General features: G+C 56.3%; 24 protein-coding genes and 1 tRNA gene. 13 read left to right on the top strand and 12 right to left on the bottom strand.

Going from position 1 to position 22,521, the window contains the following annotated elements:
* Positions 1-82: 82 nt before the first annotated feature.
* A complete protein-coding gene (locus tag ABOK31_RS00665) occupies positions 83-1,330 on the bottom strand; it encodes a hypothetical protein (protein WP_174175465.1) in 1,248 nt (415 codons plus the stop codon).
* 325 nt (positions 1,331-1,655) lie between these two features.
* On the opposite strand from ABOK31_RS00665, the gene ABOK31_RS00660 reads away from it, so the two are divergent.
* From ABOK31_RS00660 to ABOK31_RS00650, 3 genes are all read left to right on the top strand, one after another.
* The gene (locus ABOK31_RS00660; protein WP_349957394.1) at positions 1,656-2,615 is read left to right on the top strand and encodes a nitronate monooxygenase family protein; all 960 of its coding nucleotides are present in this window, start codon (positions 1,656-1,658) and stop codon (positions 2,613-2,615) included.
* 138 nt (positions 2,616-2,753) lie between these two features.
* A tRNA-Thr gene (locus ABOK31_RS00655) sits at positions 2,754-2,829 on the top strand.
* Positions 2,830-3,240: 411 nt separating this feature from the next.
* A complete protein-coding gene (locus tag ABOK31_RS00650) occupies positions 3,241-4,086 on the top strand; it encodes a hypothetical protein (RefSeq protein ID WP_349957393.1) in 846 nt (281 codons plus the stop codon).
* A gap of 243 nt (positions 4,087-4,329) precedes the next feature.
* Here ABOK31_RS00650 and ABOK31_RS00645 read toward each other — a convergent pair whose 3' ends face one another.
* The 5 genes from ABOK31_RS00645 to ABOK31_RS00625 form a co-directional block, all read right to left on the bottom strand.
* Positions 4,330-7,188, bottom strand: coding sequence for a PriCT-2 domain-containing protein (locus tag ABOK31_RS00645; RefSeq protein ID WP_349957392.1), 2,859 nt, complete (start codon positions 7,186-7,188; stop codon positions 4,330-4,332).
* Between the two features lie 204 nt (positions 7,189-7,392).
* Positions 7,393-7,725: a hypothetical protein gene (locus ABOK31_RS00640; protein WP_349957391.1), complete on the bottom strand. Its 333-nt coding sequence runs from the start codon at positions 7,723-7,725 to the stop codon at positions 7,393-7,395.
* 9 nt (positions 7,726-7,734) lie between these two features.
* Entirely contained in the window at positions 7,735-8,094 is a 360-nt protein-coding gene (locus ABOK31_RS00635) for a hypothetical protein (protein WP_349957390.1), read from the bottom strand.
* A gap of 80 nt (positions 8,095-8,174) precedes the next feature.
* Positions 8,175-8,621 (bottom strand): hypothetical protein, encoded by a 447-nt coding sequence (locus tag ABOK31_RS00630; protein WP_349957388.1) that lies wholly within the window; start codon positions 8,619-8,621, stop codon positions 8,175-8,177.
* 934 nt (positions 8,622-9,555) lie between these two features.
* The gene (locus ABOK31_RS00625) at positions 9,556-10,821 is read right to left on the bottom strand and encodes a site-specific integrase (protein ID WP_349957386.1); all 1,266 of its coding nucleotides are present in this window, start codon (positions 10,819-10,821) and stop codon (positions 9,556-9,558) included.
* Between the two features lie 733 nt (positions 10,822-11,554).
* On the opposite strand from ABOK31_RS00625, the gene ABOK31_RS00620 reads away from it, so the two are divergent.
* Positions 11,555-11,803 (top strand): DUF982 domain-containing protein, encoded by a 249-nt coding sequence (locus ABOK31_RS00620; RefSeq protein ID WP_349957385.1) that lies wholly within the window; start codon positions 11,555-11,557, stop codon positions 11,801-11,803.
* 89 nt (positions 11,804-11,892) lie between these two features.
* Here ABOK31_RS00620 and ABOK31_RS00615 read toward each other — a convergent pair whose 3' ends face one another.
* Complete coding sequence (locus tag ABOK31_RS00615) at positions 11,893-12,498, bottom strand: class I SAM-dependent methyltransferase (RefSeq protein ID WP_069611385.1); 606 nt, start codon at positions 12,496-12,498, stop codon at positions 11,893-11,895.
* 305 nt (positions 12,499-12,803) lie between these two features.
* On the opposite strand from ABOK31_RS00615, the gene ABOK31_RS00610 reads away from it, so the two are divergent.
* On the top strand, positions 12,804-13,682 hold the full coding sequence (locus ABOK31_RS00610; protein WP_174175471.1) for a glucosyll transferase family 2: 879 nt from the start codon (positions 12,804-12,806) through the stop codon (positions 13,680-13,682).
* 162 nt (positions 13,683-13,844) lie between these two features.
* Positions 13,845-14,144 carry an antibiotic biosynthesis monooxygenase gene (locus ABOK31_RS00605; RefSeq protein ID WP_349957383.1) on the top strand — a complete coding sequence of 100 codons (300 nt, stop codon included), beginning with the start codon at positions 13,845-13,847 and terminating at the stop codon, positions 14,142-14,144.
* A gap of 77 nt (positions 14,145-14,221) precedes the next feature.
* Here ABOK31_RS00605 and ABOK31_RS00600 read toward each other — a convergent pair whose 3' ends face one another.
* The 3 genes from ABOK31_RS00600 to ABOK31_RS00590 all read right to left on the bottom strand — a co-directional run bounded on the left by ABOK31_RS00600 (position 14,222) and on the right by ABOK31_RS00590 (position 16,370).
* A complete protein-coding gene (locus ABOK31_RS00600) occupies positions 14,222-14,611 on the bottom strand; it encodes a hypothetical protein (protein ID WP_349957382.1) in 390 nt (129 codons plus the stop codon).
* 256 nt (positions 14,612-14,867) lie between these two features.
* Positions 14,868-15,029: a hypothetical protein gene (locus ABOK31_RS00595; RefSeq protein ID WP_174175477.1), complete on the bottom strand. Its 162-nt coding sequence runs from the start codon at positions 15,027-15,029 to the stop codon at positions 14,868-14,870.
* 165 nt (positions 15,030-15,194) lie between these two features.
* Positions 15,195-16,370, bottom strand: coding sequence for a LysR family transcriptional regulator (locus ABOK31_RS00590; protein WP_349959045.1), 1,176 nt, complete (start codon positions 16,368-16,370; stop codon positions 15,195-15,197).
* On the opposite strand from ABOK31_RS00590, the gene ABOK31_RS00585 reads away from it, so the two are divergent.
* The 5 genes from ABOK31_RS00585 to ABOK31_RS00565 all read left to right on the top strand — a co-directional run bounded on the left by ABOK31_RS00585 (position 16,288) and on the right by ABOK31_RS00565 (position 20,755).
* Positions 16,288-16,494, top strand: coding sequence for a hypothetical protein (locus tag ABOK31_RS00585; RefSeq protein ID WP_234910428.1), 207 nt, complete (start codon positions 16,288-16,290; stop codon positions 16,492-16,494). The two genes, ABOK31_RS00590 and ABOK31_RS00585, sit on opposite strands and share 83 nt — an antisense overlap.
* Before the next feature lie 372 nt (positions 16,495-16,866).
* Positions 16,867-17,775, top strand: coding sequence for an ABC transporter substrate-binding protein (locus ABOK31_RS00580; RefSeq protein WP_174175481.1), 909 nt, complete (start codon positions 16,867-16,869; stop codon positions 17,773-17,775).
* 123 nt (positions 17,776-17,898) lie between these two features.
* Positions 17,899-19,065 carry an ABC transporter permease gene (locus ABOK31_RS00575; RefSeq protein WP_349957380.1) on the top strand — a complete coding sequence of 389 codons (1,167 nt, stop codon included), beginning with the start codon at positions 17,899-17,901 and terminating at the stop codon, positions 19,063-19,065.
* Between the two features lie 5 nt (positions 19,066-19,070).
* Positions 19,071-20,009, top strand: a complete 939-nt coding sequence (locus ABOK31_RS00570) for an ATP-binding cassette domain-containing protein (RefSeq protein WP_234910441.1) — start codon at positions 19,071-19,073, stop codon at positions 20,007-20,009.
* The gene (locus tag ABOK31_RS00565) at positions 20,006-20,755 is read left to right on the top strand and encodes an ABC transporter permease (RefSeq protein WP_349957378.1); all 750 of its coding nucleotides are present in this window, start codon (positions 20,006-20,008) and stop codon (positions 20,753-20,755) included. Before ABOK31_RS00570 ends, ABOK31_RS00565 begins: the two co-directional genes overlap by 4 nt.
* Before the next feature lie 25 nt (positions 20,756-20,780).
* Here the strand turns inward: ABOK31_RS00565 and ABOK31_RS00560 are convergent, their stop codons facing one another.
* Positions 20,781-21,164, bottom strand: a complete 384-nt coding sequence (locus ABOK31_RS00560) for a YciI family protein (protein WP_349957376.1) — start codon at positions 21,162-21,164, stop codon at positions 20,781-20,783.
* A gap of 176 nt (positions 21,165-21,340) precedes the next feature.
* On the opposite strand from ABOK31_RS00560, the gene ABOK31_RS00555 reads away from it, so the two are divergent.
* The gene (locus ABOK31_RS00555) at positions 21,341-21,736 is read left to right on the top strand and encodes a VOC family protein (protein ID WP_174175490.1); all 396 of its coding nucleotides are present in this window, start codon (positions 21,341-21,343) and stop codon (positions 21,734-21,736) included.
* 60 nt (positions 21,737-21,796) lie between these two features.
* Here ABOK31_RS00555 and ABOK31_RS00550 read toward each other — a convergent pair whose 3' ends face one another.
* Positions 21,797-22,189, bottom strand: coding sequence for a PRC-barrel domain-containing protein (locus tag ABOK31_RS00550; RefSeq protein WP_174175492.1), 393 nt, complete (start codon positions 22,187-22,189; stop codon positions 21,797-21,799).
* A gap of 92 nt (positions 22,190-22,281) precedes the next feature.
* Between ABOK31_RS00550 and ABOK31_RS00545 the strand changes: the two genes are divergently transcribed.
* A complete protein-coding gene (locus ABOK31_RS00545) occupies positions 22,282-22,512 on the top strand; it encodes a hypothetical protein (RefSeq protein ID WP_174175494.1) in 231 nt (76 codons plus the stop codon).
* Positions 22,513-22,521: the final 9 nt, after the last annotated feature.

The following is a 22,521-nucleotide window of genomic DNA, read 5'->3' as shown; positions in this document are numbered from 1 at the left end:
TGCTTTTACGCAATTCCGGACGGAAAACCGCTGCGCACTTTTCCTGGAATTGCTCTAACGGCCAAGGGCACGCGGCCCGGGCTTATTGCCCGGGCAATACGCGGATGGCGTAGATGTTGACGCCGCGGGCCTTGCCATCGACATCGCTGTTGATGATCAGACGGCCCGAGCTGGTCGGCGCCATCGAACGATCGAACTGGACCTGGAACAGCGCATCCGTCTTCTGCCGGCTGACCGTGAAGCGGTGACGCCCGCAGCGCCCGAGCGAGCCAAAATCGCACTCCACCGTGATCTGCGTCGGCGCATCCGATGTGGATTGCAAGGTCAGCGCCACTGTCGAGGCCTTGCCCGCCATCTGCTGCAGCACATTGACCGGCACTTCGATCGAACCGCTGCCGTCCGAACCGCTGCTGAGCGAGGTCAGCCGCACGGCGGCTCCCTCGTTCTCCGACACGTTTTCAGCCTTCGACTGCGGGCCGGTCGTCACCTTCGGCGCATCGGTGGGCTTCAATATCTCGAGCCATTCCGCCGAGAAGCTGTTCTGTGGATCGATGGTCGCCAGGCCCGGATTGACCGGACCACTGTTGTCGTCCTGATCCGAGGTATCGTCGTCGTTGCTGTTGCCGCTGAAATCCTGCGAATCGACATGTGCCGGCGGGTTGGGCACGCTTGTATCCCTCTGGGAGGCAGACATGAGCAGGCCCGAGGTCTTGATCCACCAGGCGCCGACACCAAGGAAGGCAAGCAGGATGCAGAAGACGAGCAGGCGTGAGAAGAACTTGCGGGGTTTGCGGCGCACGGCCGCGCGCTCCGGCTTGAAATTCATCGTCCGCGCCGGCGGCGCATCGGCCGTCGGACGCACATCACTGTCCGCACCGAGATGATCGGCTGGGCCGGCGCGCATATCGCCGAAATCACCTTCACGTCCCGCCAGCTCGGCCGACGTCGGTTCCGCCGGAACGGCGGGGCCTGCCGACATTGGCGGATCGCGTGTTTCTCCGCGCACGCTCATGACAGGCTCCTGCGGCCGTGCTGCGGCCTGCGTTGCATCGGGCCTGGGTGCAGAAGGAGAAACATGTGGAGCTTCCAGCTCCGGCGAAACCGGCATCGCCTGCACGGGGCGGGCACGCTCTTCGGCCTCGATCTCGCGGATCGTCGCCTCCAGACGCTGGCGCTGGGCGGCGATCACGTTGACATCGGTAATGTCCTGCTTGCGAAGGCCCGCTTCCAGCGCCTGTCGTGCCGACTGATAGATGCGAGCCCGAATTTCCGGATTGGCGCGATCGGACCGCTCCAAGGCGCTTCTGATAGCCGTTTCTAATCCGCTCACATCAGATCCTTTATTCTCACTCGCAACATACGCGCATACTCTACCGATAAGGCAGCCATATTTTCATCATCCGTTAACCGGATTCGGTAACGCCCAGTTTTGCAATACGCAAGCCTCCGGCATGGGTTAAGGGCACTCGGGCGGGGATAAACGGCAAAGACGACGCAAATGGGGTGGCGGTAGGTGATAGGCGAAGGCATCGGGCCGAGACCATCAAGCACTATTGCCTATTGCCGGTTGCTTGCGTCTTCCGCCATCTTCCCCTCTCGACGGACATCTGCTATCCCTTTTGACGTTTTCGTAAACGTCAAAAGGGATGATGTTCATGGCCCTCCCCTCCATATTGACCGAGCGCCTGCGCCTGCCGGTCGTGGCTTCGCCTCTCTTCATCATCTCTCATCCCGCGTTGACGCTGGCACAGTGCAAGGCCGGCGTCGTCGGCTCGTTTCCGGCGCTGAACGCACGCCCGGAAAGCCAGCTCGACGAATGGCTTGCCATGATCACCGAGGATCTTGCCGCGCACAATGCCGCAAATCCGGAGCGTCTGGCAGCTCCATTTGCGGTCAATCAGATCGTCCATACGTCAAACAAGCGTCTGGAACACGACCTGATGCTTTGCGTGAAATACAAGGTGCCGATCGTCATTTCCTCGCTCGGCGCGGTGCCGGAAGTAAATGCCGCCGTGCATTCCTATGGCGGCATCGTGCTGCATGACATCATCAACAACCGCCATGCCAATTCGGCGATCCGCAAGGGAGCTGACGGGCTGATTGCCGTGGCGGCCGGCGCCGGCGGCCATGCCGGCCAGCTGTCGCCCTTTGCGCTGGTGCAGGAAATCCGCGAATGGTTCGACGGGCCGCTGCTGCTCGCCGGCGCCATCGCCACCGGCGGCGCCGTCCTGGCCGCCCAGGCGGCCGGCGCTGATCTTGCCTATATCGGCTCGCCCTTCATCGCGACCGAAGAAGCGCGCGCGGCCGACGCCTACAAGCAGGCGATCGTCGAGGGAACCGCCGCCGATATCGTCTATTCCAACTATTTCACCGGCGTCCTTGGGAATTACCTGAAGCCCTCGATCCGCGCCGCCGGCCTCGACCCGGACAACTTGCCCGAGGCCGATCCCTCGAAGATGGATTTCGAGGCCGCTACGACCGGCGTAAAGGCCTGGAAGGATATCTGGGGCTCCGGCCAGGGCATCGGCGCCATCAAATCCATCCAGCCCGTTGCCGCCCTCGTCGACCGTCTGGAAGCCGAATATAGGCATGCACGCGCCCGGCTGGCGCTTTGACCGACGCTGAAAGGCGGCTCTTTTTTCACAAGCATCCCGCTTTTTTGCCAATTGGCGATTTGAGCGCTTGAAATCTGATAACATAGACTGTATCAGCGCCATGCAAATCGCGGGGCCGAACCGAATGCTCCGCGAGAGGCCGCTTTAGCTCAGTCGGTAGAGCACATCATTCGTAATGATGGGGTCACGTGTTCGAGTCACGTAAGCGGCACCACTTCCCTTTGCTATTCCCTGTGCATATTCAATTAGATATCGAACACTAACCCGCGCTCGACAAGCTCGCTGGCTCTACCAACTGAGCTAAAGCGGCATAAATCTAATGACGTTGGCATGAGCGGGCACGATTAGAAGAATCTCTGAGCTAGACCGGCATGAACGACGGCCCGCGTGCTCGATGGGTATTCGCTTTCGCTCACATTGATACAGAGAATATCCTCACCCTGTCGAAAAGCCCTTCAGGGGGGTAGCAGGGGGTTCGGTCCCCAAGGGTGTATAGTGTATGGCACCCTGAAATTTTCTCAGAGAAATTCCGTCGTTTGGACGATACCCAATATTCACGGGAGAAGCCCTCGACTCTTAAAGTTGAATATGCATGTGTTTCGCCACAACCCAATGGGCGGAAATCATGAAACGAATCGGACCGAAGAACGTCAGAGGCTTTCAACCAATCTTCCTCTGTATCCTGTTTTGTTTGATGGCAGGACAAGTCACATTCGCGGAGGAACAAGCCCTAAATGGCATAGCGAAATTGCAGGCCCAAAAGGAATTCGCAACAGCGTTATCCAAACAGACTAATGAAGAGGCCTCACAGGAAGGATGGCTGTCTTGGAGCGTTGGTTTGCTCAAGGAAGCCGTACCGGGTGCCACATGGGTTCGCGGCAATACTGTTGTCAACGGCGCGTATGGTGGTTCGATTTTGCCCGGTAAACAACTTTTGCTTCAGGTCATTTATTTAGGCTCCCTCCCGACGCCTCAGTTTGAAGAAGAGCTGACGAGGGCTGTCGTTGATCTGAGGGGCGGTCCACTTGGCACATATCGTCAAGCGCAAAGATTGCTTCGTGCTGTGGTAGCTGATGGTGCGTCTTATAACGATATGCTGATAAATAACATTTTCGAGATCGGCAAGAATGTTATTGTTATTCTGCTGCTGGTTAAAATTGGAAGTAAGCTCATCGGTCAGCGAATGACGGGATTTTTCTCAGAAAACGGGAACAAACTCTCTTGGGGCAGCAAGATTATGCAATTCGATAGGGTCTATATAATTAGAATTACTGCCTCGACTGTTGCAGGCGCATTGATTGCGGTCATAGCTGCTTACCTAAGCGAACCCAAAAAGTGGCTTCTAGGAAGCTTCAGCGGGTGGCTATGGAACGAGGTGACAACAGATATCTACTTACCAGTGCTCGGCGCGATTACCGGCGCTGCCCTATTCATCGTCTTTGGATATCGAAGGACGTCAGGCGGGGCTTAAGGTTCACTCCGTTCACCGGTACGAGGGGAAGAAGAAGGGCTGTCTCAAGCTCTCGAAACGGAAACCCTTATAGTATCCCCGGCCTCCATCCCCATGATATCCCCGGTGCGTAGCGTTATCAAAACCTTATATAGATATACCCTTATAAGCGAATGATAACACAAGCAGGCAAAAGGGGGTCAAACCCTTATATAGACCCTCTTATAAGCAAATGACCCCATTTCTTTTCCTCGAACTAGAAGCTTAAAGCCCCGCACCCTCTTGCGTTCCGGTCTCCCACGGCAAGGATTTAGCTGAGACTTTGCGGAAGTACGACCCAGTCCTACCACTCCCCGCTACAAGCTCAATGCCTTCGGCTTGGAGTGAGGTTTTCATATCCTCTCCGTTGATCAGCCTTGAAAAGTTGGGCTTCTGCATCTCCACCCAATCCCTGACATCCGATACCTTCAGTTCGGCATTCGGGTTGCCAGCAAATACGCCCTGTACATGCTCAAGTACCTCTTTAGCTTTCCCGGTAAGCTGCTTTCCGAACGGCTCCCAATTGACGATTTCAGCCCGAGGGAAGACCCTCGCTAGATGGTTCTGAGAGAAGCCTTTCTTTCTGTCGTTCGGGAAGATGATCCAAAGGTGGCACCCTTCTGGACAATCACCATTCTCCGCCTTCCTAACCTGACCACGGCAAGCGGCCTGAAAGATATTATGGGCGATCTCTCCGACACGAACACTTTGCAGGTCATTGTCTGAAAATTCATCGTCCGTTTGGATTTTCTTCGCACCTCGTCCATACGCCTCGTACTGAGCCTCATTGTATTGGAGGATACCAGCAAGGACGACGTGTTTGACGTGAGCGAATTCGTTTGTCGCCGTATGGTTCCCATAAGTAAGGAAACGGACCTTAGCATTGGGGTTCAAACCGTTATCCGGCTTGACCAAATTTTCCATATCCGGTCCTGCCCTACCTTTGACCTTCTTCGGCTTGTGATGGATGACAAGGACCTCTTCGCCTACCGGAACGCAGGTATTGATTGCTGTGATGACACCTGCCGCAATCTCCGGTGCTTTCTTCCAATCGTTGCTCGCAGCCTTACCAGCCCCTTTGTTCCAATGATGGATCGTCAGTCCATGATATGTTTTCGGGGGCGAACGCAGGAATTTTAGCGAGCCGCCCAAGTCCTTCCGGTACTTCTCCCAGAAGGCGTATGTCTTCCGAAGCTCCCCGCTTGCATCAAGGATTAGCATCGGGGTCAGGTCCTTAGGGAGATTATCCTCGTAGTCGAGCGTAATCACTCCGTTCGCCTCTTTCGGGAGGTTTTCCGTTCGGACTCGTGCCTGATGTCCAGACAATCTCCAGAGTGCTTCTGCAATGTCTCTGTCGTCGTCACCGAACATGTCTCGGAAGTTCTGAAGGTCCGTAACAACACTGTTGACGTCGGGGACTTCAACTTTATCGCCGGTCTTCTTTCCCTTGATGCTGAGAGCCCATTCCTCCAACTCATCGGCTAGCGAACCGAAGCCATTAGAAGCTAAAGCGTCCAGCAGTCGTCCTACCTTACGCCTCTCCAAAGTGAGCGCCATGCTCGGGGTGATCGTCTCATCCCAGATACGAACCGTGCGAGGATGACCCCGGTAAAAGAGCTTGTCGATTTCTTCGAACTGTTGTCCCCCTTCAAGCCGCCTCTTCAGTTGCTCGTGTGTCGTAAAGAGGATTCTGGCTTTCGTCGGCTCGGGGTTGCCGTGGTTTTTGACGTCGCCCTGTCGGCCTTCCGAGACCAGAACCGCGAAGTCATTTTTCGATAGTCCCATACGCTCGACAAGAGTGTTGATTTCCACAATCCTCGACAGAAAATAAATGACGCCAGCGTTCTTATACGTCGGCCAATCCAAAAGCTGTTTGGTACATTCGGTTACGACCGTCGTCTTTCCCATCCCGCAAGGCAGTGCGCTTAGGAAAAAATTGGGCGCGAGAGCCCCGCCAGCCATCCTGTGGAACGTCTTGGCAATATCCTCCAATCCGCCATAGTGCGCCTCAGAAGGCTTATGGCCGAACCCGTCAAATGTCTTTCGTACCTCGTTTATGACGGCTTTCGGAAACTCGTCATCATCAAGCTTTGCGGTCGAGAAATCGATGTAATCGTACTCGGGTTGCTGCTCCTCATGGGGGAGTAGAAAGACATTATCCGGGTTAGCACCTGCTTCGATGGCATCCCGGAAAATCGTCCCGAGACCAGTTTTGTTGGAGGCATTCCCTCGCTTTGGAAATTCCTTGTTCCAATATTCAACCTGGGTAGCCGGATCATATTTCTCGGAAGTTCGGGACCAATCATCCCAAATCCGAAATCCTTCGATGGCACCACCACAGGCGTCATGTATCGCCCCGCCATAGGCAAACCATTTATCCCGACTATCGGAAGACAAGGACTTTAGGGCCTTTGCTATCCGCTCGCGGTCCTGCTCCCAATCGACAGGAATCGGCGCTGCTCGAACACCATCAACCTCATCTAGACCGTAATCCGCCATCGTCCCGAAGGCTTCCAGCAGTTCAGATACAGAATACAGATTTTCAGTCCCGCCAACGATCTCGACACGATGACGTTCGCCCTTCTGATGATAGGACCCGGGCAACCGGAGAGCTTGGCAAGGGTGTCCCTTGTCGGAACCATGCACACAGGCCATGACTCCCATAATGCCCGTCCATTCGTCTGTCGTCATCTCGCCCTTGCTTCGGTCGATAAACCAATAACGATGGAATCGATTAGGACTGGTCTCGATAACAAGAGTTGGTTCCGGTAGGTCGTCTCCATTGAAGCCCTTGCCGTCATCGTCATGCCAGACAGCACGGTAATACAGGACGTTTTCATTTACCCGATTGTTGCCCGTAACGAAATTGACAGTGACACCAATTGCATAACCGTCTTCTTGAGCCTTTTCGAAATCTTTGAGGGACGACGCCAATCGTCCTAGCTGTGCCTTCCTTGGGACCAATCCATCTCGCCCCTTCTCAGGGTATAGCTGAAACAAATGGTCTTGGTCCGAAACATATTTATCGTGTATATTTTTATGCGTCAGGTATTTCAGAAATCTAGTTGCTTCGTTCGTATCCATATCTCCTGTATACATCCTCTATACTATGAATTACTGCCCTCATTGACTCACAGAAGCCCGTACAGAGTCGTTCATCCATTTCAGCTACATCGACAGCCAAAATATACGGAACGCTCTCCATGAGCCTCTACGAGTCAAATAGAAGGTACTTCCAAGCTACGCTTGTCGTAGCTGTTCGAGCGAAGCTCTCAGAGGAACTTCGCCTCAGGCCGCTGTCAGTTGCTCAAGGTTATTCACGACAGAAAAGCCACCTTCCCGTACCGAGAGATTATCTCGTCGGAGGTTCAGCGGATTGCCATCTTTGTATTGCATTCTCTGCCCTGCCTTGGCATCCATCAGGATACGTCCGACAAGCATGTTACCCTTAGGTGTCCTTGCCGATACTGACCGGCCAGTCTGTTGCCAATTCGGAGAAACCCCGAGCGAAATGAGGGTTTGATAATCCTCGAAATCAATCGTTGCTTCGGCCTCTCCGTTTCGAGCAAGAGGAACACGGACACTTCCATCAGGGCCAATCGTAATGGGCCTAGCTTTCATGGCGTCTTCTCAGTCCCCGAAGATGTTCTTCGACGGCAAACCAATACCGTACATGCTATTCAAAAAATCTTCGATTTCCCTTTTCGAATCCGCGCCGAGGCGGTCTTCCTTTTCGAGAATATCTCGGACATCAGCCGGTAGCTTCCGTCGATAGTCGTCAGGATGGGCATTCGCCTGTGTTGGGGCCGAACCCCGAACCTTCAAACGACTAATCAATATCTGCATAGCATCGTCAGACAGTTTGCTGTCATTGATCTGCTGAGCAAGATTATCTATCTCGAATTTTACGTAGTTTTTCTCTTCTTCCTTTGATTCCGCGAAGGGTTTCTGCATTGAAGGGTCTATGTTAGTCCAATTTACTTTTGCCATTATGAAAGTCCTTTAATTAATTAGTGTATTATGTATATTATAATTGTATTTGTCTTCTGCGCTGCCAAAGCACGTCATCACTAACGCGTCCACTTGCGATACTTCCGCTCATTATCGACGTATTCGACACCAGATACGGGGTTATCTACCCAGAACCTGAGTGCTTGCTGGGCATCTTGGAAGCTTGTAAATTTCCCGGAGCATTGTTCAGGTGTATCGAACTTGCCTATTGGCCCACGCGCACCCTCAGGTCGAGACTTTGAAAAGCCAATCAGGAAGAACTTTGTCCCGCTGTTGTTTTCCGGCTTGAAGATGATGCAGTCGATTAGGTCACCAGACTTCTTTTCTTTGACGATGACCTTTAACCAATCTGCGATTTCACGGATGTTATTCTTATCTTCCTCTTTTTCAGGGAAATAATCCGTCAGCCCCCCTGCGTTGGGAAATGAGCCGTCAATGGTTATTAGTTCTTTGCTAGGAGGATTTGGCGTCCCCCCATAAACGACGTAACTGGTTCTCGTTTTCATGTTTGTATGTGTGTTCCTTTCAAATGGAAAATTGCCCTCGGTTTGGGCGAAGCCTTCAAGGGGACTCCGTTCCGCTTCCAAAGGGACAGCATCAATATCAGTGTAGTTGGAGGAATGGACCGTGGGCTTCTAGGGGCCTGTGTCCTCTGGCGTAATCGGTTCGAAGAACCTTAGAGGAGCTTCGCTCCGTCCAGCCAGCAGTCGAATTAGACCAACGAAGACGTTAGCCAATTTAAGGACGAGCAAAAATCGCTCTATCCTTACAGTTAAACATCCAATAATTTTCTTGATTTGTCAAGATATAAAATTGAAATTCGAGCGTATTGTTTAAATAAATCCTGCAAATCACTCAATCCTACACTTATACATTCATTATTTTTTCGAAAAAGTCAAGCAAAAAATTAAATTTAAACAAATTATTTCGAATTATATTTATATATGATAGGTCATCCGCTCAAATTGAGCCTGATATTCTAGAGTTTACTTCCACTTCATTGCATATCTAAGCACATAACTCCCTTTGCCACACAGAAGGCCACAGAGAGCGTTCCTCTTCTTGCGGGTAGAATGTAGCGTGAGACAACCTAAGCTCGCCAGCAAGCCTCCATGAGTCAAGGAAAGCATGTCCCCTTGAGGGCAAACTTAACACGTCAAAAAAGAAGGGAGATTCAGTAGTCCCGTAAACTGAATAAGGGTCGCTTAAAGCAAGACACCCTCTCCGGGACAGTAGCCACATCAATAGGTCTCTTCTGGGCGATTGCCCTAGGCACCTATCTCGTAGCAGCTTGCCTTATCCGCTTCACTTAGCCTTTCGATCCGCACTTATGCGCTCACGCGGGGGCAACAATCTGCTACTTGCCAAAGTAGTACAATGACGGCCGTTTCTCTGAGAGCAGCCTCATAGGCACGATTGAGCATCATATTCAGGCAGAAATCAAGAGGCTTGCGCGACTGCTTTCATCTTCGCCCCGACCAACTCAGCGACACATCCTCCCCAAGCCTCAAGCGCCTCTTTCCGTTCCTTCATGTATTCATATCGCTGGTAGACCGCTTTCAATCCACCCGCCGCACCCGACGTATGGTTTAGTATCCGTTCGATCACTTCGGGAAGGACACCCATTTCAGCCAGTCCAGATGCCGCAGTCCTTCGAAGATCATGAACACGCCACGGTTTGAATTCGTGCCCGTCTTTGGCAAGCTCTGCCTTCATGTATCCGTCTAACTTGGACTTCATTTTCGAATACCCAGAGATATGAGCCTCTGTCTTTTCGCCCCTTAATCTGACCTTGGAAGCAGGGAATATATACCCTTGAGCTTGAGCCAGCTCAGCCGACACCATTGATGATAGGTGAACTATATGGGCTTTGCCGTTCTTTGTTCGCTCCTTCGGGATTGTCCACTCTACCTTATCGAAATCAATCTCAGACGAGTGCATCCCGGACACCTCTTCACGACGCTGTACGGTCAAAAGGAGAAGCCGATAGAATGAACCCCAACGATCAGGCATACGATAAGAAGCCGACCATAGGGCTTTGATTTCTGGTTTCGTAAGGACTCGCTCACGAGATGCTACAGGCGGAACAGCCGATATCGAGGCCAAAGGATTTGTTTCGATCAGATCGTTTTCGAGGCACCATGACAGGAATGGCGACAGAGCGGCATACAAAGCTTGTCTGGTACTCTGAGTTTCCTTCTTATCGAGCGCCACCCTGATATTAGCCTTTTGAATTCCAGACAGGGGAACCGACAAATGTTCAGCCAGCCCTACCGATAATCTCCGCTGTCGCTCTAACAGGTATGTTTCCGTCCTGCCTGAATTCCATGGGGCAGAAAGATCAGAGAATTTTTCGATAGCCTCAGAGACGATAATCGTAGCTTGCTGAACCTTGGGCTTACGAGCTTCACGCTTCCTCTCTATGACATCAATCCCGCTGTCGATATCCAAGAGGACACGCCTCGCAATCTTACGGGCTTCTTGTAGATCAATCAGATCACCCTTACCGATGACCTGCCGAGTAGCCTTGCCGCTCTCCCTGCCACCTGTCCATCGTTGAACAAGCCAACTAATCTTGCCTTTCGGGGAGATATAGCAGCCGAAGCCGGACAGTTCCGTGTCCCAAATATGTAATGATCTTTGATCAGCGATAGCGACTTTGACGGGTTGGATAAGCGACTTAGAAGTGAGGCGAAGTGTAGCCATGGAATACCCCAATGAATAGCCTGAGCGGCATCCACCTACAGGACTCCAAGTGGACTCTCTTTGGTAGCATATTTGGGGATAGAAGTGAATCCTCATCATGGGATTTGTTATATGAAATCAATAATTTAAGCAGAAATTGAGGAAAGAAAACTGGGAATTTGGAGAGTTCATGGTGCATGGCGCTATATGTGAACCATATCGGAGGAAGTTTCCGAAGCCGCCATTAGCTAACAGATTGATTTCTGTCTATTTTCATAGTCTCAAGGGCATGAACCATAGGCCCAAGCCGCCATTTATTGCCTGATGATAGGTCTGAGCCAGCGAAATGAAAAACAGACGCTATTGAAGGCCCAAATAGGGCATGATCAGACGCATGATGAGGGGACACGGAATCAAGCGTGCTCAACTCAGAGTCTAGGATTCGTAATGATGGGGTCACGTGTTCGAGTCACGTAAGCGGCACCATTTTTCCTGTACACTCCCTGAATATCCTTCATTTGCGCTCGGAGCGGGTAAAATCGCCAGTGCTGTCGAGCAGGCTCGCGGCACGGAACATTGATCTTGGCATGATCGATTAGGCCCGGCGCTCAGGTGCGATTGCGTGGGTATTTCACGCTTGCGGGCGAAGATCGATCGCATATGCCCGAAAGCATGCCGCCGGGTTAAGAAAGTTAAATGCGCCCTCCATGGCAAAAGGCCCAGAATGACCTATGCTTTGGCGGAGTCTTCGACCATGAACACCATGCCGCGCTTCTCTCCAATTCACATCGTTCGCAGCCATTCCGGTGAAACGAAATCCGTAGGTACGGCCGATGAAGTCTGGAAGACGCTCCTCGATGACTGGCCGTCGGAGGAAGGCGATTGCTTTTTGTCGGCATTGCTCATCTGCATCGACGTCCAACGCGGCGAGCGGGCGCCCGAGGAGGCCCGCGTCGCCTTCATTGCCGCGGCGGTCGAAGCGGGCGTTCCCTTGCTGTCGTGACAAGACGGATGCGGCCGGCTTGCCTCCCCGCAGAGGTGCGAAGTAGAGGTTTCAGCGCACGCGCAGCTACCGACCGTAAGCCGTAGTGCTCAGAGCCGCTTCAGCGAGAACGAAAAATGCCCATGGGATTCCAGGGTCATGTATTCGAACTGCCAATGGAAATCCTTGCAGAACTTGGTGCAGGCTTCGACCACGCCGTATGGAATGGCATCGACGACATTGCCGGTGCAGAAGTCGTGGCCGGCGATGCGGCCGTCCTGCTTGACCTTGAAGTGACTGATCTGCAGCTCCTCCAGGGTCGTCTCGTAGCTGTGATTGGTGTCGACATAGACCCAATCGAAAAAGCTGTTGGGAAACTCCGAAAGCCGGACAGTGGAGTAACCCTGGACGATGCGCAGACGGCCTTGATCCAGAGCGCCCCGGAATTTTGACCTGATCTGCTCCAGGCCCTCCTGATAGCGGGGCGTGTCCCATGCGTCGATCAGGTAAAGTTCTCGCGGCGCATTCTTTTCAAAGATCTCGGCGGTGAAATCGCCGAAAGCCGCACCGATCTCGGCACAGACGCCGCCATGCGGCAGGCGGTGCAGAAGCTCGCCGCGATCGGGCAGCAGCCGCGCATTTTCCATGTGATGCAGGCCGAGCTGCGTATGCGGCATGCCGCTCTTGTACTGAAATCTCGAGTCGCGCGTTTGCATTTGGCAGCGGATACCTTCGATATTGGCTGAAGGGCAGATCGCCTAGGCGACCCGTTTCTGAACCGTGGATGCTGCAAGTCTTGGCATTTATGGCTTGCGTCAGGCATTCGAGGCGGTCGCGACTATCGGCTGGGTTCGACAATCGCCCTCCGCCCGAAACGCTCTCTTGATGGGCAGAAGCAGGCCGGTCGCCGCCGGCGAAACACCTTTGCGCGCGATCCGTTGAATGCGCGCGATTTGCACAACCAAAGATTCAGCTTTTGATGGTTTCGTGCGCCTCGAGATACCATTCTGGGGGGTGCATCATGAAAATTGCCGTTGGTGTGGCGACATGCGGTCGCAAGGCAATTCTTGCCGCGATGATCGACAGGCTTGCCGGACAGGCACGCAAGCCGGATCATCTCTTCCTGTGCCCGGCCAAAGGCGACGACATCGATATGGAAGGCTTACGCTCCGCGCCTTTTCCGGTGACGATCGTCTCTTCACCGCAGGGAAGCTGCCCGCAGCGCAATGCCATCATCGATGCAGCCGTCGGCATAGATGTGGTCGTCTTCTTCGATGACGATTTCTTCCCGGCAACGAACTATCTCGCCGAAGCGGAAGCCCTGTTCGAGGCGGATGAAGAGATCGTCGTGGCGACCGGCGAAGTCGTCCGTGACGGTATCCTCGGGCCAGGCATGACGGCGGACGAAGCGGATGCGGCGCTCGCAGCCGATGCCACGCCCTTTCCGGCGCCAACGATCGAGGACACGCATAACGCCTATGGCTGCAACATGATCTTCCGGCGGAGGCCGATGCTCGCAAATGGCATCTACTTCGATGAAGACCTGCCGCTCTACGCCTGGCAGGAGGATGTGGATCTGTGCCGGCGGCTACGCCCTTTCGGCAAGATCGTCAAATTCAATCGCCTGCGTGGCGTCCATCTCGGCGTCAAGGCCGGCCGCACATCGGGCCTGCGCCTTGGGTACTCCCAGGTCGCCAATCCACTCTATCTCGTCAAGAAGCGCTCGGTATCGCTGAAATGGGCGCTGAAGCTGATGGGTGGCAATATCGCCTCGAATGTCGTCGGCTCCGTCAACCCACCGCCCTACATCGACCGGCGCGGCCGCCTTCAGGGCAATCTCCTCGCGGTCGGCCATCTGCTGAGCGGATCGCTCGATCCGAAATACATCAACCGGATGTGAACGGTCTGCCGAAAGGGCACGACGGTTGGATAGCAGAGCTGTTGCAATAAAATTCAAAGTGCGCGTTCGGGCGGCCGCGTTCCGTGATAGTGATTGAAATCGGCCGCGCCGCCTGCGGCATCCAGCGTTCTCAATCCCTATAGTCGTATCAAGGACATCCCAATGATCCACGTACTCGCCATTCTCACCGCCCAGCCCGGCAAGCGCGCCGAGGTGCTCGAAGCCTTTCAGGCGAATGTTCCGGCCGTTCATGCCGAAGACGGCTGCATCGAATATACCGCTGTCGTCGATGTCGAAGGGGCCGATCCGGCCTTCGGGCCTGACACCTTCGTCGTGGTTGAGAAGTGGGAAAGCCTGGCGGTGCTGAAGGCGCATGCCGCTTCAGCGCATATGGCCGCCTACGGCGAGAAGGTGAAGCATCTGATGGCTGATCGCGCCGTTCACGTGCTGAACCCGGCGTGAACTTATCGCTGCCGGGCAGCTTGTAGTTTCTTCACGAAACGGCGCCCCAGGGCGCCGTTTTCCATCCGGCGAACGCGTCAGTTGTGCGAGAAGTGCGGCCGGCTGTAATAGCGCCAGTGGCCGCCACCGCCATGCCAGCCATGATATCCACCGCGATAGTATCCGCGCCCGCCGTACCAGCCGTGGTGGTAATGGCGATAGCCGCCATAGCCGCCGAAAACGCCAAATACGCCCAGGGGATAGTAGGGCTGATAATAGCTGTAATAGGGTTGGTCATAGCCATAGTAGGGCGCGTAATAGCCGTAATATGGGCGATAGTAGTGATGCCGGTAGTAGTAGTGGTGATGATAATGCCGATGGACGATCACCCGGTGGTGGTGTCCATGGTGATGCGGACGCGCCTCGGCATAAGTTGCCGGCAACACGATCATACCTAGCGCAACCAGCGCTGTTGCCAGAATTTTCATTTCCAGCCTCCTTGAATGCCGGACGTAAACGCTACTCGGATTACTTGCGTCCTCCGGACGAATAATAAACGCAATAGCGCCTTCGAAAGTTCCGCTATCCCTTGAACAGCAGGCGTTTTCGCCGCATCGGCAAAGGCCCGCCCGATCACGATTGCGTGCCCATCGGCCGGTGGACTTCAATCGATATCGCCAAGATGGAAGAAGGAGGAGGCAGCTGATCGGCAGCTCGAAAAAACGGCGCCTCGCGGCGCCGTTTTCATGCCTGTCCGCAGCCGTCAGGCATGCGAGAAATGTGGCTTGCTGTGCCAACGATGATGGCCGTGCCCATGTCGCCATCCTTCATGGCGATGCCAGCCATGATGATGCGGGCGATACTCACGATGATGGTGGTGTTGCCAGCGGTGATGGTGATGATCACGCGCCTCAGCATAAGTAGCAGGTAGAACAATAATGCCTAATGCGACGAGCGCCGTTGCAAGAATTTTCATGTATGGTCTCTCCTTGGGTACCGAACGAGCCCCCCGGCTGCGTACGCCCGGACTAACCTAACCCACCTAAACGCGAATAAGGCGCGTTTGTTCCGCTACCCTCTGGACGTCAGGCGTTTTCGCGTCGTCCCCATTTCTCCAACCAGTTCGCGAACCGCCTGCTGGATCAGCCGGCTGGCTTCGACAGAAGCTTTGCGGCCATTATGGGCGAGATGATAGGACAGAGGCAAAATCTCATCGGGATCGACGATGCGGACCTTGTCGGCAATCGGCAAGGCGCTCACCCGGCCGAGAAACGATACATAGCCATGGTTGGCGACAAGATCGACAATCACAGGCAGGGAATCAGCCGAGGTGATATCGCGGCCGCGAAACCGGCGGCGATCGCGGCTGTCATAGCCGAAGGCCGTTGCCGCATTGCCGATGCCGGTGCGCGGGCTTGGCACGCAAAGCGGATGGTTTTCCACGAGCGCGGCGAAGGTCTGCTCGGTACTATCGGGCGGCGCGATCGCCACCATGTCCGTGGCAACCAGCTCCACATGTTCGAACGCGTCGAGGCCGAAGACGGAATCGACGATGGCGACGTCGATGCGACCGGATCGGAGCGCCTCGCGCAGATCGTCGGCCGTCATCAGCAGCAGTGACAGCATGTTGCGGTTGCCGCCGATGTTCCAGCGCGACACGAGGCTCGCAAGCGAGCGAGCCACCCAGCTTTCCGAGCCCGTCGGGATGATCGAGCCGATGCGGACCGCGCGCGCGGTTCGCTGAAAGCGCTCATCCGCCGCCGCCTTCATCTCATCCCAGGCCTGCGCAATGGCTGACAGGATGGAATGAACCTCCTGGCCGGCCTCGGTCAGCACCGAACCCTGCGCCTGCCGGGCGAACAGGCGGCAGCCGAACAATTCCTCCAGATTGGCGATCTGCAAGGAGAGCTGCGGTTGACCCAGACGCAGGCGTCGGGCAGCGCGATTGATGCTGCCCTGGTCGGCGACCTCGAGGAAGCGTTCGATGGTGGCGATCTTCAGAGGCAGGCGCGCGGCCCATTGTTCGTAGACATCGGGTGCGGGCGGCTCCTTCATCAGGGCCGAAAGCTGGCGCATGCCGGCGAGAATAGGCTGTAGCCCCTTTTGAACCTTCGAGCTCGCCAGAAGGGTCGCAAGCTCGCCCGAGGCACGCTCGACGAGCTTCATGGCCAGCTCGGTTTCCAGCCGGCGCAATGCGCTGGAGACGGTCGAGGCCGAAAAGGACAGCCTTCGCGCACTCTCCCTCACCGAGCCGATGGAGAACACCATATCGGCTATGAACAATGCGCCGAGATACAAATCCGATCCCCCTCAGCTGCGGCGCACATCCTGGCTCAACCGCAACAATATCAACGATATCCCGACGATATGATGTGTTCTCGAAAAAAGATATCCCTAAGCCGAAAAGTGACGGCTATCGTCATTTTGTCGCCTCACTGATCCAACCGCAAAATGAGATCGGAACAGCGTCAAACGGGTAAGGGGAACAAAAACAAACGCACTTGCCCCCGAAAAAAGAAATCCAATTTCGCGCGAATGTCGAGTACGCTCGTCATAATCGCGCGACTGCAACGGGAATCCGAAGCGCATCGACTTTTCCACGATGAGCGCTACGTGCCCGAAGCAGCCACGAATTCGCCTGTGGGCCGCCGGCCCGCTCGAAACCTGCATGTCCGAACTGCAGCCTAGTGAGGCGGCACGGACAGGCGGAACAAAGGTTTAACGGGGTACAAAGGGAAACATCATGCTCAAGAAGCTTGCACTTGCCGCCACGCTGACGGCTCTCCTTGCCAGTGGCGCCAACGCCGCCGACGTCGTCGTCTCCTCGAAGATCGACACCGAGGGCACGCTGCTCGGCAACATCATCCTCGCCGCGCTCAATGCCAACGGCATCAAGGCGCAGGATCGCATCGCACTCGGCACGACGCCGGTCGTGCGCAAGGCGATCACCGCGGGCGAAATCGACATCTATGCCGAATATACCGGCAATGCCGGCTTCTTCTTCAACAAGGCCGACGATGCCGCCTGGAAGAACCTGCAGCAGGGCTACGATCTGGCCAAGAAGCTGGATTACGACGCCAACAAGATCGTCTGGCTGACGCCCTCACCCGCCAACAACACCTGGGCGATCGCCGTGCGCAGCGACGTCGCAGGCCCGGCCAAGCTGAAGACCATGTCCGATTTCGGCAAGTGGGTTGCCGGCGGCGGTGCCGTCAAGATCGCGGCTTCTTCCGAATTCGTCAACTCTCCGGCAGCCCTGCCAGCCTTCGAGACCACCTATAGCTTCAAGCTGAAGCCGGATCAGGAAGTCGTGCTTTCGGGCGGCGATACGGCAGCGACGATCAAGGCTGCGGCCGACCAGACCAACGGTGTCAACACCGCAATGGTCTATGGCACCGATGGCGCCATCGAAGCGGCCGAACTGACCGTTCTCGAAGACGACAAGAGCGTGCAGCCGGTCTATGCGCCGACACCGATCATCCGCGAGGCCGTGCTGAAGGCCAATCCGAAGATTGAAGAGGTTCTGGCTCCGATCTTCAAGGGCCTGACCGCCGACGTGCTGCGCAAGCTGAACGGCCGCATTCAGGTCGATGGTGAGCCGGCTAAGGCTGTCGCCGAATCCTACCTCAAGGACAATGGTTTCCTGAAGTGAGGCTTTGACGCTGCTCTTGCGGCTCCATTTTGATAGAGTGGGGCCGCGGGGAGCTTCTTATGGGCATGATCTTGTCCGAACCCGCCCTGAATCTTGGGCTCATGCGCTGACGGAGCTTGCCTGATGGAAGATGCGCTAGCGGTCCGCAGAGTGGACCGCCTCGGAGTGGTGTTGGTAGCGGGTGGCGCACTGGCAATAGCCTGGATGCCGTTCATCATCGTCAAGGCAAACCGCATTGCCGCCGGCAAACCGCAACTGCTGATCCAGCTTCTTGCCCAGCCGTCCGCGCTGTGCCTGCTCGTCCTCCTGGCTGCAGCCGCACTTGCCGCACTTCTTTTGCAAAATCAGGTCATCCGCCTCGGCATCGCGACACTTGCGATCGCCATGCTCATCGTTACGCTCGGGCTCGTCTCGACCGCCGCGACGCCGGCGGGCAGCACCGTGGCGCGCATTACGCCCGGCGGCTGTTTCTGGGTGCTGCTGGCCGTTGTCGGCCTGATGATTTCGGACGCACTGGTCAAGCTGCGGCTGACGCCATGGCTCAGGGTCGCGGCGCTGGCGATCTATGCCGCCCTGCTGGCCGTCGTCCTGCGTTCCGGCCTGCTCGACAACCTGTCCATCATGAAGGAATACGCCAACAATGCCGACAAGTTCTGGCATGAGGCGCTCAACCACGTGTTCCTCTCCCTCGGCTCCGTCGCCATCGCCGTCGTGCTGGCACTGCCGCTCGGCATCTTCTGCTACTGGCAGCCGCGCCTCCGCGCCGTGGTGCTTCGGGCACTGAGCCTGGTGCAGACCATTCCGAGCCTGGCGCTGTTCGGCATCCTCATGCTGCCGCTTGGCTATATCGCCGCCAACGTGCCGTTTGCCGCTGCAATCGGCATCAAGGGCATCGGCGTGGCGCCGGCGCTGGTGGCGCTGGTCATCTATTCGCTGCTGCCAATCGTCGCCAATACCGTCGTCGGCCTTGCCGGCGTCGATCCCTCCGTGCGCGATTCTGCTGCCGGCATGGGGCTGACGCGCCGGCAGATCCTGACCGGCATCGACCTGCCGCTCGCCTTTCCAGTCATCCTCACCGGCATCCGCATCGTGCTGGTGCAGGCGATCGGCCTCGTCACCGTGGCGGCGCTGATCGGCGGCGGCGGCTTCGGCCTCTTCATCTTCCAGGGCATCGGCCAGACGGCCAATGACCTCGTGCTGCTCGGCGCCGTGCCGACGGTCCTTCTCGCCTTCTCATCGGCCGTCATCCTCGATGCGGTCATCGATAGCATCCGGGGACAACGCGCATGACCAACATGATCGAGCTCAAGGGCGTCACCAAGCGCTATGGCAGCGCAACCGTCGTCGACGATGTCAGCATGAGCATGGAGAAGGGTACGATCACCGTCATCGTCGGCACCTCCGGCTCCGGCAAGTCGACGCTGATGCGCATGATCAACCGGCTGGTGCCGATCACCGAAGGGCATATCTCGGTCGGGGGCGAGGATGTCATGAACGTGCCGGCAACAGAGCTTCGCCGCCGCATCGGCTATGCCATCCAGGGGCACGGGCTGTTTCCGCATCGCACCGTCGCGCAGAATATCGCCACCGTGCCCGAGCTGCTCGGCTGGGAGAAGGCGCGCATCGACGGCCGCGTCGAAGAACTGCTCAATCTCTTCCATCTCGACCCCGGCACCTTTGCCGGCAAATATCCGAGCCAGCTTTCCGGCGGCCAGCAGCAGCGCGTCGGCGTGGCGCGCGCCCTTGCTGCAGAACCTGAAGTGCTTTTGATGGACGAGCCCTTCGGCGCGCTCGATCCGGTCATCCGCGGCAAGGCGCAGGACGATCTGCTCGCCATCCAGAAGCAGTTCGGCACGACCGTGATCCTCGTCACCCACGATATGGATGAGGCTTTCCATCTCGGCGACAAGATCGCCGTGATGAGCGAAGGCAAACTTCTGCAATGTTCCGAGCCCGAGAAGATCCTGACGGAGCCGGCCGATCCCTTCGTCCAGCAGCTGACCGGTACGTCCGATCGCGCCTTGAAGCTGATGTCGCTGCTGCCGCTAAAGGAAAGCATGCAGCCGCCGCGGCCCGGTCTCGGCTATCGCTTGCCACAGACCCTCAATCTGCGCGATGCCTTGGCCGAACTGATCTGGCAGGGCGCGGACGAGGCAACGGTCGAAGACGAGCGCAAGATGCCCGTCGGTTCGATCTCAATCCAGCACCTGATCGAGCTGGGCCGCAAAGCATGAGATTTCTCGCCGCCAATCTCTTTCGCCTTCTGGCGCTGGCGCTGCTGCTTGTCATGCTGTTTCGCCCGGAATGGCTGACGCCTGTTCTGGCGCCACTGACCAAATTCGGGGCGTCGCCGATCTATACGCAGAATAGCCTGCCGAGCCTGGCGCTCAGCCATCTCGAGCTGATCGCCATCTCGATCGCGGCCAGCGGCATCCTCGCTGTTCTCGGCGGCATCTTCGTCACGCGGCCGATCGGCGCCGATTTCCTGCCGCTGTCTCGCGCCATCGCCAATGCCGGCCAGACCTTCCCGCCGGTTGCCGTGCTGGCGCTTGCCATCTCGACCACCGGCTTTGGCGCCGTCCCGACATTCATCGCGCTTTTCCTTTATGCGCTGCTGCCGATCTTCGAGAACACGGTCGCCGGCCTGCAGCAGGTGCCTGCCTCCGTGCTTGATGCCGCCGACGGCATGGGCATGAACGGCTGGCAGCGCCTCTTCCGCGTCGAGCTGCCGCTCGCCCTGCCGCTCATCATCGAGGGGCTGAAGATCGCAACCGTCATCAACATCGGCACGGCGACGATCGGCTCCACCGTTGCCGCCAAGGGGCTTGGCGAAGTCATCATCGCCGGTCTCATTAACGACAACACCGCCTTCATTCTGCAGGGCGGGCTCATCGTCGGCCTGATGGCGGTGCTGATCTATGACGGCATGGAGATGATCGAGCATGCAGTAACCCGTCAGATCGGCCTGCAATCCCATTGAGATTGGGGACGATCACAGCCTCTCGTCAGCTGCCTTCGCCTGACGGCAGGGATGCGCCGGACACGTAAAGCGAGATCGGCCTGATCTCGTAGACGGCCGTCGGATTGGCGCGGCGCAATTCGCGCGCGGCCTCGACCGCTCCCTCGATCGTCGGAAAATCGACGACGTAGAAGCCGAGCAATTGTTCCTTGGTTTCGGCGAACGGGCCGTCGATGACCATACTCGCCCCCTTCCCCCGCAATGTGACGGCGTTTTGGGTCGATCCGAGGCGCGCAGCCGGCCCCAGCGACTTTTGCGCGACCATGCGGTCATTGATCTCCAAAAGCTCCGTCATGAGCGCGGCATCCTCCTCCTTGCTCCAGGATTCGACGATGTCTTCCTCATGATAGGCCAGAATGGCGTAGTACATGGCTTCCCCCCTTGAGACATATGCCTGAGCGCCGGGAGTTAAGCAGACCGATCGCAATCCGGAAACCCCGGATCTGCGCTCGACCGGAGATGTGGCAAGTTTCCGCATGCTTGCCTTCACCGGTTGCCGGTGGCATTGGCTGCAATGACATGTCCAGACAATCAATGGAGACGCCGATGGCCAAGATGATTCACTCGATGATCCGCGTGCTCGACGAGGCGCGCTCGATCGACTTCTACGACAAGGCTTTCGGCCTGAAGATTGCCGACCGTATTGCCTTCGAGACCTTCACCCTGATCTATCTCAGCAATGCCGAGACCGGGTTCGAACTGGAATTGACCATCAATCAGGGCCGCATCGAGCCCTATGCGCAGGGGGATGCCTATGGTCACCTCGCGGTCGCCGTTACGGAACTGAGGGACGAGCATACGCGCATGACCGACCTGGGGCTCAACCCCGGCAAGATCATCGAACTCAATCGTGATGGGAAGCTCTTTGCGTTGCTCTTCTTCGTCACCGACCCGGATGGTTACAAGATCGAGGTCGTGCAAAGACATGGGCGGTTTCAATAGGGCCAAACAAGGCACAGCCCCGCTCTGGCGGGGCTTACCGTGGCGGCTCCGTCAGCTCGCTCACATCCAGTAGGGAGGCACGCCAAAATAATCATGGCTCCTATGGCCATGGTCCTTGTGGTCGTGATCGTCCTTGCTGGCGAAGCGACGCGCTTTTTCGATGTCGTTCTTGGTCATGCTGACGCGATAGCCGGCGATACGGGCATCGTAACGCAGCTTTTCCCACGGCAGCCGGTAATGATCCTGACCGATGCCGAAAAAGCCGCCGAAGCTCAGAATGACAAAAGCGATGCGTCCATCACTTTTTTCAAGCATCAGCCGCTCGATATGACCAATCTGCTTGCCGTCCGAACCGAATACCCTGGACCCTTCGACGCGGTCGCAGGCGACCAGCATCGACATGTCCTTGACATAAAGGTCACGACCCGAAAAATCGGCACTCTCTTTATGCATATGCGCACCTCCTTTTGGATACGCGTCACATAAACTATGGAGCGTCCGACCTGCTCTTTGAGGCAGCACGATGCTCCGATGGGTTTAGGCCCATGGAGCTATTAACGCTCCGTTGTCATAAAAGTTCCAGTACTTTTTTCAAAACTGTAAAAAAACGTGAGCGCACGGCGAATATTGACGTTTACGTCAAGGTTATTGTAGCTTCGGTTGCGCTCGATGATTTAGTTGAGAGCAAAGATCGTGGCGATGTGAAAAGCGGGAGACTTTTTGATCGCGCAATGACACTCTACATGGCCGCCGCTCAAGACGGCGGGGCGTGGTGATGGTGCGTA

This window comes from Rhizobium sp. ZPR4 (assembly GCF_040215725.1).
Taxonomy (GTDB): Bacteria; Pseudomonadota; Alphaproteobacteria; order Rhizobiales; family Rhizobiaceae; genus Rhizobium; species Rhizobium rhizogenes_D.
This window is presented reverse-complemented; position numbering and strand designations above follow the sequence as displayed.